Source organism: Paracraurococcus ruber (assembly GCF_004353985.1).
GTDB classification, from domain to species: domain Bacteria; phylum Pseudomonadota; class Alphaproteobacteria; order Acetobacterales; family Acetobacteraceae; genus Paracraurococcus; species Paracraurococcus ruber.
This window is the reverse complement of record NZ_SMOA01000017.1, coordinates 37938-50520: the sequence shown is the minus strand read 5'-3', so window position 1 is coordinate 50520 and position 12583 is coordinate 37938. Positions and strand designations below refer to the sequence as shown.

Genomic DNA, 12583 nt, shown 5'->3' with positions numbered 1-12583 from the left:
CGTGCGGGCACCGGCCCGCGGCCGCGCCGCCGGGCCGCGGCGTGCTTCCGCGCGCATTGGCGGGGAGAGGGCCCCCGTGCCGCGAACCGGGCCGTCGCGCGCCGGCGTCTGCCGGACGCGCCCGCGACCCCCGACCGGCAGCGCCACGGGCCAGCCATCGGGTCCGCCCGGCGCGGCGGCCGAGGGAGGCGGGGTCAGGGCCTCTCGACGCGGCGGCGGGTGCGATGATAGCCCCGCCGGATGGGCACCGGCTTCTCCCAGACCCTGCTGCGCCGCCCCGGCTTCGAGGCGGCCGTGATCGAGGCGACCGGCGCCGGCGCCACCTTCCCCAGGCATACGCATGACGACTTCGTCATCGCCGCCAATATCGAGGGCGCGGAGCGCATCTGGCTGGATGGCCGCTGGCTGGAGGCGGCGGCGGGCGACGTCACCGCCTACGATCCCGGCGCCCTGCAGGCGAGCCAGGGCATGGCCGGCGCCGGCAGCCGCTGGCGCTTCGTGAGCCTCTATGCCGAGCCCGCCTTCGTGGCGCAGGCGCTCGGCCTGCCCGCGCCGCCGCCGCTGGGCGCCCCGGTGCGGCGCGATCCCGTCCTGCTCCGGCGGTTCGCCGAACTCGGGCGGATGATCGCCGGGCCGGACGGGACGGAGGATGGCGCGGAGGACGGCCGGGCGGAGGAGATCGCCGTGGCGATCCTGGCCGCGACGGTCGGCGGCGGGGCGACGGCCCGCCCGGCGCCACCGGGCGATGCGGTGGTCCGGCGCGCCGCGGCCATGCTGCTCGACCGCCTGGGCAACCCGCCTTCCCTCGCGGCGGTCGCCGCCGAGGTCGGCGTGTCGCGGGAACACCTCGTCCGCCGCTTCGGCGCGGTGCATGGGATGCCGCCCATGGCCTGGGCGCTGCAGCGCCGGGTCGCGCGGGCCCGCACCTGGCTGCGCCGGGGCATGCCGCCGGCCGAGGTGGCCGCCATGCTCGGCTTCGCCGACCAGGCGCATCTGACCCGCGCCTTCCGCCAGGCCATGGGCACCACGCCCGGGCGGTATCGCGCCCGCACCTGATCGCGCGGCGGATCAATCCCGTTCAAGACCGGCCGATCCCGCCGCGGCAGAACGGATCGCGCCGCGGCCCGCATGCCGCGCCGCCCGACGCCGCCCTTCGATCCAGCCGCCATCCGCGCCTTGCCGGGGACCCCGATGCTGACCCTGTTCGCCGCCGCCTTCCTGTTCGGCCTGGCCTTCAATGCCGCCCCGGGCCCGGTGACGGCGGAGACGCTGCGGCGCGGCCTGCGCGGAGGGTTCCGGCCGGCCTTCGCGGTGCAGGTCGGGTCGCTCGCCGGTGACCTGGGCTGGGCGGTCCTCGGCCTCGCGGGGGCGGGTGCCGCGCTGTCCGTGCCGGTCCTCCGCCTGCCGCTCGAACTCGCCGGGGCCGGGGTCCTGCTCTGGCTCGCCTGGGGTGCGTGGCGGGATGCGCGCCGGCCGGGTGGCTTCGTCGCGGGCCATGGCGCCGCCGCCGGCCGCGGCGCCCTCGCCGCCGGGGCGGCGATGTCCCTGTCCAACCCGCAGAACATCTCCTTCTGGGCCGCGCTGGCCGCGCCCATGGCGGCCCTGGGCGTGACGGACCTGCTGACGCCGGAGGCGGCCGTGTTCCTCGGCGGCTTCGCCGCGTCCTCCCTCGCCTGGTGCTTCGCGGCGGCGGGCATCGTCGCCTGGTGCCGCGCCATCCTGACGCCGGGCCTGCATCGCGCGCTGCATATCGGATGCGCCGTCGCCCTGGCGGCCTTCGGCGCCGTGGCGGCGCTGGGCGCAGCGCGCGGCCTGCCCGGCCTGTAGTCTGCCGGGCCGCCAGGCCAAGGACGCCCGCATGTCACCATGGATCGCAACGCCCCTCCTCCTGCTCGCCTCGAACGTCATCATGACTATCGCCTGGTACGGCCACCTGAAGCGGCCGGCCTGGACCATGCTGACGGCCATCCTCGTCTCCTGGGGCATCGCCTTCTTCGAATACTGCCTGGCGGTGCCGGCCAACCGCATCGGCTATGCCGGCGGCGCCTATACCGGGCAGCAGCTGAAGGTGATGCAGGAGGTGATCACCCTGGCCGTCTTCGCCGGCTTCAGCGTGCTGGTGCTGGGGGAGCCCCTGCGCTGGACCTACCTGGCCGCCATGGCCTGCCTGGTGGCCGCCGTGGTCTTCGTCTTCCTCCCGGTCGATTGATCCGCGCCGGCGCGGACTGCGGCGCGGACCCGTTCCGCGACCGGTGACCCGCGGCGGTTCGCGCGGTCGTCGGGGCGCGCAAACCGCGCCGGCAGGGGCGGAGCAGCCTTGCGCCGCCCCCTGCTTTGCTGCCACCTCTTCGGCATGCCCCGTGCCCCGGATTCCGCCGGATGAAGTGGCCCTTCGCGCGCCCCGACCCGCCGCGGGACGCGAAGGCCATCGCGCTCGCGCGCCGGATGGAGGAGGTGCGGGCCGAGCTGGACACCCTGCCGGACCGCGCCTGGTTCGGCCGCGACCGCCCCCGGGCGGAACGCGACCTGGAGGTGCTGCAGCGCGAGATGATCGCCCTGCTGGAGGCCGGGCCGCTGGTCGCCGCCCGCGACCGGCTCCGCGCCGCCGAGGCCGCGCTGCGCGCCGCCCAGCAGGCCGAGGCGCTGGCGCGGGAGCGGGCCGGCGCCCAGGCCGTGGCCACCGACCCCGAGGTGCAGAGGACCGCCGCCGCCACCGCCGCGGCGGTGCGGGAACTGGCCGCCGCCCGCGACGGGCTGCGCCTGGCCTTCCAGGAGGCGCGGGTGCCGCTTGCCGAGGAACAGCTGGAGGCGCTGGCGCTGCTGCCCGGCGGCGACGACGACATCGGCCTGATCGCCTGCGTCGCCAGCCTGCGGGAGGTGATGCATGCGCTGGAGACGCTGCTGCCCGACCGCTCCGACCCCGATTCCGCCGCCCGCTACTACGGCTATGCCGTGCTGTTCCTGGAAACCCTGCTGGCGGTGCAGGAACGCGTCGTCGCCCGCATCCGCGACGGGCATGTCCCCGCCATCCTCGCCCGCCAGGCGGAGACGCGCAGCCTGCTGCGGGAGACGGTGAAGCTCCGCACCGCCGAGCGCGACGCCGCCCGCCGCGCCCTGCTGGATGCGAACGAGGCGGCGCAGCGCACCGCGCTGGCCGCCATCGCCATCGCCCAGGACCGCTTCCGGCAGAAGCTGCAGCGGCTGGCGCAGGCGGTGCTGCGCACGCGGTCCGACCTCGCGCTCGCCCGCAACACCCACCGCACCGTGCAGGTGACGCAGGACTTGGCCCGCACGCTGCGCCGCACGGACGAGCTGTTCGACGAGCTGACGCGGCTGACCCTGCCCGAGGTGCTGCCCTTCGCCGGGGAGGAGATCCGCGCCGAGCTGCAGCGCATGTCCGGCCGGCTGCTGGCCGGGGAGGACCTGGCCGGCGCCCGCGCCGGGCCCTGAGGCCCCGCGCGGCGGCGTGACCGCGCGGCGCGGACAACGCCCGGCCCATCCGCGGCGTTCGGGGCCCGACGCAGGGGGGAAGCGGCGATGCTGGTTGGCGTGCCGAAGGAAGTGAAGATCCACGAATACCGCGTCGGCCTCGTTCCCGCCTCGGTGCGGGAACTGGTCGCGCAGGGCCATCAGGTGCTGGTGGAGGCGGGCGCCGGCGCCGGCATCGGCTTCCCGGACGAGGCCTATGCGGCCGCCGGCGCCGAGGTCGTGGCCGATGCCGCCGCGGTCTTCGCCCGCGCCGACCTGGTCGTGAAGGTGAAGGAGCCGCAGCCGGAGGAATGGCGCCGGCTTCGCCTCGGGCAGGTGCTGTTCACCTATCTCCACCTCGCCCCCGATCCGGCCCAGGCGCAGGGCCTGATGGAGAGCGGCTGCACCGCCATCGCCTACGAGACGGTGACGGACCCGCAGGGCGGCCTGCCGCTGCTGGCGCCGATGAGCGAGGTGGCCGGGCGCATGGCGGTGCAGGTCGGCGCGCGCTGCCTGGAGAAGGAGGCGGGCGGGGCCGGAATCCTGCTCTCCGGCGTGCCGGGCGTGCCGCCGGCCCGCGTCGCGGTGCTGGGCGGCGGCGTGGTGGGGTCGAACGCCGCCCGCATCGCCGCCGGCATGCGGGCGCGCGTGACGGTGCTGGACCGCAGCCCGCGGGTGCTGGATGCGCTGGACCGGGAGTTCGGCGGCGCCGTCGCCACCCTGTTCGCCACCACCGATTCGGTGGAGCAGGCGGTGCTGGAGGCCGACCTCGTCATCGGCGCCGTGCTGGTGCCGGGCGCGGCCGCGCCGCGCCTCGTCACCCGCGGCATGGTCGCGCGCATGCGGCCGGGCAGCGTGCTGGTGGATGTCGCCATCGACCAGGGCGGCTGCTTCGAGACATCGCGTCCCACCACCCATGCCGACCCGACCTATGTCGTGGACGGCGTGGTGCATTACTGCGTCACCAACATGCCGGGCGCGGTGGCGCGCACCAGCGCGGTCGCGCTGAACAACGCGACGCTGCCCTTCACCCTGCAGATCGCGGCGAAGGGCTTTCCGCATGCGCTGGCGGCGAACCCGCATCTCGCGCAGGGGCTGAACGTGCAGGCCGGGCGCATCGTGCACCCCGCCGTCGCCCATGCGCTGGGCCAACCGGCGCTGCCGCTGGCGGCCGCCCTGGCGGGCTGAGGCGAGGTCGCGCCTGGCAGCCGGGCAAGGCGCCTCCCGGGGCGTGGTGCCGTGGCCGCGGCATCACGGGTCCGCGCCCCGGCCCGGGCGGATCGCCACGGTCCGGGGAGAACCCCGGGTGGTTACGACGCGCCGGAGCGTGATGGCATCGGCCTGACACCGTCGGCGTTCCATTCATGCGCTGAATGGCGGCCATGCCGCCGGCCGCATTGGCCGGCCGCGGCGGCGCGCCCAGGTTCCGCGCAACGCCGCTTTCGCGGCACCGCAGCATGGATATCCCCCCCGATGGCCAACGACCTGTTCCAGCCCACCCGCCTGGGCGCGCTGACCCTGCCCAACCGCATCGTCATGGCGCCGCTGACCCGCAGCCGCACCGGGAGCCGGGGCATCCCGGGCGCGATGAACGCCGAATACTACCGCCAGCGCGCCACCGCCGGCCTGATCATCGCCGAGGCGACGCAGGTCAGCCCGCAGGGCCAGGGCTATGCCTATACGCCCGGCATCCACGCGCCGGAGCAGGTGGCGGGCTGGCGCCAGGTGACGGACGCCGTGCGCCAAGCCGGCGGCCGCATGGTCCTGCAGCTCTGGCATGTCGGCCGCATCTCGCATGAGAGCCTGCAGCCCGGCGGCGCCCTGCCCGTGGCGCCCAGCGCCATCCGGCCGGAAGGCCAGGCCTTCACCGAAGCCGGCTTCCAGCCGCACCCGACGCCGCGCGCGCTGGAGACCGACGAGATCTCGGGCATCGTCGAGGATTTCCGCCGCGCCGCGGAGAATGCGAAGCAGGCCGGCTTCGACGGCGTCGAGATCCACGCCGCCAATGGCTACCTCATCGACCAGTTCCTGCGCGACAAGACCAACCGCCGCACCGACCGCTACGGCGGGTCGATCGAGAACCGCACCCGCTTCCTGCTGGAGGTGACCGAGGCCGTGACCCGGGCCTTCGGCGCCGACCGCACCGGCGTGCGCATCTCCCCCGCCTCGCCGGCCAACGACATCGCGGACAGCGACCCGCAGCCGCTGTTCGGCCATGTGGCGGCGGCGCTGGGCCGCTTCGGCCTGGCCTATCTGCATGTGGTGGAAGGCGCGACCGGCGGCCCGCGCGACATCATCCCCTTCGACTTCGTCGCGCTGAAGCGCGCCTTCGGCGGTCCCTATCTGGCCAACAACGGCTACGACAAGGCGCTGGCCGAGGCGGCGCTGCGGGACGGCCGCGCCGACGCCATCGCCTTCGGCCGGCCTTTCATCGCCAACCCGGACCTGGTGGATCGCCTGCGCATCGGCGCGCCGCTGAACGAGCCGGACCGGGCGACGCTCTATGGCGGCGACGCCAAGGGCTACACCGACTATCCGGTGCTGGCGCGCGCGGCCGAGTGACAGCGATGCAGGGGGAGGCATCCCCCTGCACCCCCTCCGTTTCCCCGGGTCCGGTACCCGACGGCATCGGCGCGCGACGCCGCGCTTTGCCTGGCGCGGGCGTTGCCGCCATGCTCCTGTGCGGGGCGTCGCCTGACCGTGCGGCGCACCTCGACCCGCTGCGGAGCCGCTCGGATGCCCTGCTCGACGGCCCTGCTTATCGGCCGGCGCATCGGCCGGCGCATCGGACAACCCGCTGCCCTCCTCGCCCTGGCGCTGGCCCTGCCGCCGGACCGCCCGGCCGAGACGCAGTCGCGCCGGCAGGCCAGGGCGACCCGGGCGGCCTCGGTCGCGTCCCGCCAGGCACGGACGGATGCCCTGGCACCCCCTGAGGACCCGGCCGCCGGCATCGGCCTCGCGCCCGGCATGGCGCCGCCGCCGGGCGCGCCGCGGCCGCCGGAATTCTCCGCCGACCTGCTGCTCCCCTTCCTCTGGAACACCGATGCCGAGCAGGCCATCCGCGGCCGCCCTTCGCCCGAGCTGACGCCCGAGGCGCGGCTGACCTGGACCCGTCGGCTGGAGGCGCAGCCCATCCGCCTCTCCGCCCTGCTCGATGCCAGCTCGGACCGCTTCATGCGGGCGCAGGATGCGGATGCCGACCTGCTCTATGGCCGCCTCCGCGCGCAATACGAGAGCGGGCAGGACGACCAGGAATGGCAGCCCTTCGCCAGCTACGTCCCGACCTACAGCTTCGCGCCGACCTATGCCCGGCGGGTGGACACCTGGCACGATGTCGCGCTGGGCGCGTCGCGCAGCTGGAACTGGGACGCCGCGCTGCGCCGCCTGCCGCCGGGGCCGGACACGGACAGCGCCGCGGCCTGGAGCGTGAACGTCAACGGCGCCCTGCAGCGCCGGCAGCGCGATGGCGGCCCGCCGTCCTTCGCGGCGCTGCTGAACCCCTCCGTCACCTGGACGCTCTCCGCGGCCTGGAGCACCAGCCTGGAACTCGACGTCACCCGCCGCTGGTTCGACCGCTTCGAGGGCCGCAGGCGCGCCGACTGGCTGCTGACCCCGATCCTGACGGTTGAGTTCCAGCCGCCCGAGGGCTGGCTGCCCGCCATCGGCGCGCCGGTGCTGGACCTGCAGGTCTTCCTGACGCGGCAGGCCAGCAGCGCGCCCGAGGGCCGGTTCCACCAATGGGGCGCCGGCCCGATCCTGCGCACGGCCTGGAAATTCTGAACCCGGCTTCGGGCGGCGCCGGCGCGGACCCGGCCAGCCCCGGCGCGCGACGCCGCCCTGCAGCGCCACGGCGACGCGGCCTCCGGCGCCGGCCGCGATCCGCCCTGCCGTCAGGCCGCGCCGGCGGATGGCGTTCCGCCTTGGCCGCACTCCGCCGTCGCCGCCGCCAGCCAGTCCACCACCGCGGCCAGCGCCGCATCCTCCGCCAGGCCGCGCGCCCGCGCCTGTTCGAACACCGCCGCCTGCCGGTCAGCGCTGGTGCCCGCCAGGATGGCGCGCGTCGCCGCCACCTCGTCCCCGCAGCCGAGCGCCGCCGCATCCTCCCCGACCAGTGCGATCGCCTGGTCCAGCCAGGCAGCGGCCGGCAAGGCCTCGCCCGTCGCCTCCTCGACGAAGGTCGCCTTCGCCCCGTCCCGCTGCGCCCGCCAGAGATTCTCCCCGGCGATGGCGCGGGATGCGCCGGTCATTCCGCGGTTCAGGTCCGGTCGCCGGTCGGCGCAGCGCACCAGGCAGCGCCAGAGCGCGGCGATGGCCAGCGAGTCCGCCAGCCGCGTGCAGCTGTCGGCCACGCGCAGTTCCAGCGTCGGGTATTTCAGCGAAGGACGCACCACCCACCACAGGTAGCTGGCATCCGGGATGGCGCCGGCGCCGGTCATCGCCCGCACCAGCCTCTCGTAATCCGCCGCGTCGGCGAACAGCTCCGGCAGGCCGGTGCGCGGCATCTCCCCGAAGACGCAGAGCCGGTAGGCCGCCAGCCCGGTCGCCCGCCCGCCGAAGAAAGGGGAGGAGGCGGAAAGCGCCAGCAGCAGCGGCAGGAAGGGCATCAGCCGGTTCATCAGGTCCACCCGCGTCTCCGGCCGGGGGACCTCCACATGCACATGCAGCCCGCCGACCATGTTGCGCGCCCCGGGCAGGCCGAGCTGCCGCGCCAGGTCCTGGTACCGTTCCTTTTCCGTGTGGCTCTGCCGGGTCCAGTGCGCCAGCGGATGCGTGCCGGCGGCGAAGACCAGCAGCCCGTGCTGCCGCGCCAGCGTGGCCAGGCCGCGCCGCAGCCCGGACAGCTCCGCCCGCGCCGCGGCGCAATCCGCAGCGGGCGCCGAGGAGGCTTCCACCTGCGTCCGCAGCAACTCCCGCTCCACCCGCGGCAGCGCGGCGCCGGCGGCGGCGTGGAAGGCTTCCAGCACCGCCGGCGCGGGCGTGCCGCGCGTGGCGGCATCCGCCAGGAAATATTCCTCCTCGATCCCGAAGCGATAGGCGGTGTCCATCGCGCGCGCTCCCCCGCCGGCACCGGGCCGGCCCGGGCATGACGCAGGGCGGCGCGCGCGGTTCGCGGCGGTGGTCAACGGCCCGGGGCGCGGAACCGCCGGGCGATCCGGCAAGGACAGCGCCGCGGCGCGAACGCCGCGGCGGTGCCGCGCCCCGGCGCCGACGCGATGCGCGTCAGCCGCGCCGCGCCGCCTCGATCGCCGCGACGTCGATCTTCCGCATGGTCAGCATGGCGGCGAAGGCGCGCTTCGCCTCCTCGCCGCCCGCCGCCAGGGCCTCGGTCAGCACCCGCGGTGTGATCTGCCAGGAAATGCCCCAGCGGTCCTTGCACCAGCCGCAGGCGCTTTCCTGCCCGCCATTCCCCAGGATGGCGTCCCAGTAGCGGTCGGTTTCCGCCTGGTCCTCGGTGGCGATCTGGAAGGAGAAGGCCTCGCTGTGGCGGAAGACCGGCCCGCCATTCAGGCCCAGGCAGGGGATGCCCGCCACGGTGAAGGCCACCGTCAGCACGTCGCCGGCCTTGCCGCCGGGGTAATCGGCCGGCGCGCGATGCACGGCGCCCATGGCGCTGCCGGGGAAGGTCGCCGCGTAGAAGCGCGCGGCCGCCTCCGCCTCCCGCTCGTACCAAAGGCAGATCGTGTTCTTCGGCATGCTGCTGTCCTCCCTCCCCCGCGGCCGGCCTCCGGCTGGCTCCCTCGGGCCACCGGCCCGGCGCGGCCGGCCTAGGCGCCGGATGGCGCCCGCCGCCACGGGACCCCAGCGGCGTCACCGCACGCCGTCGCCGGCCACAGGCCGCGCGGCGGGCCAGGGCCGCAAACCCATGTCCCTTCGGGGCGCCCGGCGCCGAGGGCGCCACGTCACTGCCGGCGGCCATCCCGGATGGCCGCCGGCATCAGAGCTGCGCTTCCAGCGGCAGCAGCCGCACCAGGCTGGCGATGGCGCGCCGACGCAGCGAGGCCGCCGGCTCGTGCCGCACCGTCGCCATGGCGCCGCCGGCGGTCCGCGCCGTCCAGGCCAGGCGGCCCTCCGCCAGCGCCACCCGCCAGCTGCGCGCCGGGTCGGCCAGGCGGGCATGTTCCGCCCGCAGCTCCCGCGCCAGGGCCGGATCCTCGGCGAAGACGCCCATCTCGGTGTTCAGCGCGGCGGAGCGCGGGTCGAGGTTGAAGGACCCGACGCAGACCAGCCGCCCGTCCACCACGAAGGCCTTGGTGTGCAGGCTGGCGCCGCGCGAGCCGAGCAGGCTGGCATGCTCGTCGCCGCTCGCCTTCAGCTCGAACAGCTCGACGCCGGCCGCCAGCAGCGCGTGGCGATACCTCGCATAGCCGCCATGCACCGCCACCACATCGGTCGCGGCCAGGGAGTTGGTCACCACCGAGACGCGCACGCCGCGCCGCCGCAGGTCCAGCAGCAGGGCCAGCCCGGCCTCCCCCGGCACGAAATAGGGGGAGACCAGCAGCGCTTCCCGCTGCGCCGCGCGCAGCGCATCCGCCGCTTCCGGCCCGATGCCGCCGGCGGCGCGGGCGCGGCGGCGGGCGCCCAGGCCGCGGCGCGCCTTCTCCGGCGGGTCGGCGACGACCCGCACCGCGCCCTCGGCCAGCGGCGCCAGCCGGTTTTCCAGGCAGGCCGACAGCCGCTCCCCCTCCGGCGAGCGGGCGAGGAAGGCCTGCGCGTCGGGCGCCGCGCGCGCCGCGGCCAGCTTCCCGCGCAGCCTGGCCAGGCCGCCGCGCGCGGATTGCGCGGCGCTGAGCTCCGCCGCCGGGCGGGCGAAGGGGCTGGTCCAGTAGCGCTCGAACACCGCGCTCGCCTCCGGGGCGGCGGCGCCGACCAGCAGCAGGTCCAGGTCGCGGAAATTGAAGCTCTCGGCGGCGTCGAAATACTCGTCCGCCAGGTTGCGCCCGCCGGCGATGGCCAGCCTGCCATCGGCGATCCAGGCCTTGTTGTGCATGCGGCGGTTCAGGTGCCAGCCGCCCAGCAGCATCTCCAGCGCGTAGCCGAAATGGCCGAAGGCGCGCCAGCGCGTGCCGTTGAACAGCCGCACCGCGATGTTGGGATGCGCGTCCAGCGCGCAGATCGCCCGTTCCTGGCCCAGGGCGAAGACATCGTCCAGCAGCATCCGCACCTGCACGCCGCGGTCGGCGGCGCGCAGCACCTCCTCGGCCAGCAGCGTGCCGGTCAGGTCGCCGTGCCAGAGATAGTATTGCAGGTCGAGCGTGCGGCCGGCGGCGCGGGCCGCGGCGGCGCGGAGCGCGAAGGCTTCCGGCCCCTCGACCACCAGGGCGGCGCCGGTGGGCGCGCCGAGGCCGTCCAGCGCCCTCGCCACCGCCCGGTCGAGCACCGTGGCGGCCCCCGTCCCGCCGGGCGCCCGCGCCTTCGCCGGCGGTGGCGCAGTCTCCTGAACCGGCACGCGATCCCCTCCGCACCCTGCCGAGCCCGTGTCGGCGGTCCAACGGCCGAGGGTGGCGCGGGTTGGGGGCAGCCCGGTGTCACAACGGTTGGCGGGGGCGTGCCGCGCCGCGGCGCCGGGGCGGCCGGCGGGCGCCGCCGGGGGCGCAGGCTGCCCGGGGTCATCGACCACCGGGCGAAGGCCCCGCCCGTGGCCTTCGCGCGATGTCGCGCCCGTCGCCGCGGCCGACCCCGCGACCTGCCCGGGCCGTCCCGTCAGGCGGCGCTGGCGAGGGCCGGGACGGTCGCCGGCAGCCGCACCAGGGCCTTCAGCGGCAGGTGGTCGGAGGCGGTGCGGGCCAGCGGCGTGTCATGCGCCTCCACCGCCAGGACCGGCGCGCGGGCGCAGCCCAGGATGCGGTCCAGCGGCAGGAAGGGCCGGCGGGACGGGAAGCTGGGCACCCCGGCGGCAACCCCGCGGAAGACCGGTTCCAGCCCACGCAGGGCGGAGCGCTGCCGGTCCAGCCGCCATTCGTTCAGGTCGCCCATCATCAGCGTGGGCATGTCGCGGCCGCGCGCGACCGCGGCCACCACCGCCGCGGCCTGGCGGGTGCGGCAGCGGCGCAGCAGGCCGAAATGCGCGGCCACCACCCGCAACGGGCCGCGGCCGCCGGGCAGGTCCAGCTCGGCCACCACCGCACCGCGCGGCTCCGCCCCCGGCAGGTGCAGGCGCTGCAGCCGCCAGGTCGTGCCCGGGCGGACCAGGATGGCATTGCCGTGCCAGCCCATGCCGTCCGGCAGGTCGGAGACCGGCAGGGGGACCAGCCCCGTCTCCTGCGCCAGGCGGCGGGCGTCCAGCAGGGCGGTGCGGCGGCCGAAGCGGCGGTCCACCTCCTGCAGGGCCACCAGCTCGGCATCCAGCTCGGCGATCACGGCGGTGACACGGCCGGGGTCGAATTGCCCGTCCGTGCCGACGCATTTGTGGATGTTCCAGGACGCGACGCGCAGCGCCGGCGCCCCGGTCTCCTCGGCGGCGGAACGGCGATGGGCATCGGCGCGGATGGCGGCAGCGGGGCGCAACAGGCGGAAGATCGGCAAGGCGGAGTCCTGGGCTGCGATGGGCCGGGCGAGGCGGGCGGCGGTTGCGGCGGATATGGGCCCGCCCCGGTCCCTGCGCAGGGACCCCGGCGCGGAAACCTGGTGCGGCAAGCGGTGGCAGGGGATGGTCGCCGGCCAGGGCGGCCACCCCCGAGAATGCCGGGTTGCGCTGCACAATTCCAGCATCGGATGCAGCGTTCCGCCGGCGGAGGGGTTGCCGGCGCCGGCCCTCACGCCTCCGAGGATGGCCGGCGGGTGGTTGCCGGTCCGTGCACGCGGCCGGTGCGGGCCCCGGGGCGCTTGCCCCTAGCCGCCAGGGCCCAGGGGTGCCAGGGGGTTCCAGGGGCGCCAGGGTCGAGGCGCCTGGCGCCCGGCCGGTGGGGCCAAGGCCTGAGCTAGTGTCCTGCCCGCGAAGTTCGCAGCCGCTGGCTGCGAACGCAGCGGACCTGCAGGCCACTGAAAACGAAGGCTAGTGGCCCGAACCGGAGGGCGTCGCCAGTGGCGGCGAACTTCGGATTCGGGACACTAGGTCCGCCACCTGCCGCGGCCGCATCGATGCGCCCCCGCGGGGCCGGTCGGGGCGGCGGGGGCC

11 protein-coding genes are annotated in these 12583 nt (G+C 76.1%); 7 read left to right on the top strand and 4 right to left on the bottom strand.

Annotated features, from left to right (window positions below; genetic code table 11):
* The first annotated feature begins 240 nt into the window (after positions 1-240).
* From E2C05_RS06050 to E2C05_RS06020, 7 genes are all read left to right on the top strand, one after another.
* On the top strand, positions 241-1056 hold the full coding sequence (locus tag E2C05_RS06050) for a helix-turn-helix transcriptional regulator (RefSeq protein WP_133218709.1): 816 nt from the start codon (positions 241-243) through the stop codon (positions 1054-1056).
* Positions 1057-1128: 72 nt separating this feature from the next.
* Positions 1129-1827 (top strand): LysE family transporter, encoded by a 699-nt coding sequence (locus E2C05_RS06045; protein ID WP_133218708.1) that lies wholly within the window; start codon positions 1129-1131, stop codon positions 1825-1827.
* A 31-nt stretch (positions 1828-1858) separates the two neighbouring features.
* Positions 1859-2209, top strand: a complete 351-nt coding sequence (locus E2C05_RS06040) for a DMT family protein (RefSeq protein WP_133218707.1) — start codon at positions 1859-1861, stop codon at positions 2207-2209.
* A 170-nt stretch (positions 2210-2379) separates the two neighbouring features.
* The gene (locus tag E2C05_RS06035) at positions 2380-3450 is read left to right on the top strand and encodes a hypothetical protein (protein WP_133218706.1); all 1071 of its coding nucleotides are present in this window, start codon (positions 2380-2382) and stop codon (positions 3448-3450) included.
* An 87-nt stretch (positions 3451-3537) separates the two neighbouring features.
* On the top strand, positions 3538-4656 hold the full coding sequence (gene ald, locus E2C05_RS06030) for an alanine dehydrogenase (RefSeq protein ID WP_133218705.1): 1119 nt from the start codon (positions 3538-3540) through the stop codon (positions 4654-4656).
* A 285-nt stretch (positions 4657-4941) separates the two neighbouring features.
* A complete protein-coding gene (locus tag E2C05_RS06025) occupies positions 4942-6030 on the top strand; it encodes an alkene reductase (protein WP_133218704.1) in 1089 nt (362 codons plus the stop codon).
* A 174-nt stretch (positions 6031-6204) separates the two neighbouring features.
* A complete protein-coding gene (locus E2C05_RS06020) occupies positions 6205-7248 on the top strand; it encodes a hypothetical protein (protein WP_133218703.1) in 1044 nt (347 codons plus the stop codon).
* Between the two features lie 110 nt (positions 7249-7358).
* Here the strand turns inward: E2C05_RS06020 and E2C05_RS06015 are convergent, their stop codons facing one another.
* The 4 genes from E2C05_RS06015 to E2C05_RS06000 all read right to left on the bottom strand — a co-directional run bounded on the left by E2C05_RS06015 (position 7359) and on the right by E2C05_RS06000 (position 11991).
* The gene (locus E2C05_RS06015; RefSeq protein WP_133218702.1) at positions 7359-8513 is read right to left on the bottom strand and encodes a carboxylate-amine ligase; all 1155 of its coding nucleotides are present in this window, start codon (positions 8511-8513) and stop codon (positions 7359-7361) included.
* 175 nt (positions 8514-8688) lie between these two features.
* Entirely contained in the window at positions 8689-9162 is a 474-nt protein-coding gene (locus tag E2C05_RS06010) for a VOC family protein (protein ID WP_133218701.1), read from the bottom strand.
* Positions 9163-9403: 241 nt separating this feature from the next.
* On the bottom strand, positions 9404-10915 hold the full coding sequence (locus E2C05_RS06005; RefSeq protein ID WP_133218700.1) for a phospholipase D family protein: 1512 nt from the start codon (positions 10913-10915) through the stop codon (positions 9404-9406).
* Positions 10916-11169: 254 nt separating this feature from the next.
* A complete protein-coding gene (locus E2C05_RS06000; protein WP_240046607.1) occupies positions 11170-11991 on the bottom strand; it encodes an endonuclease/exonuclease/phosphatase family protein in 822 nt (273 codons plus the stop codon).
* Positions 11992-12583: the final 592 nt, after the last annotated feature.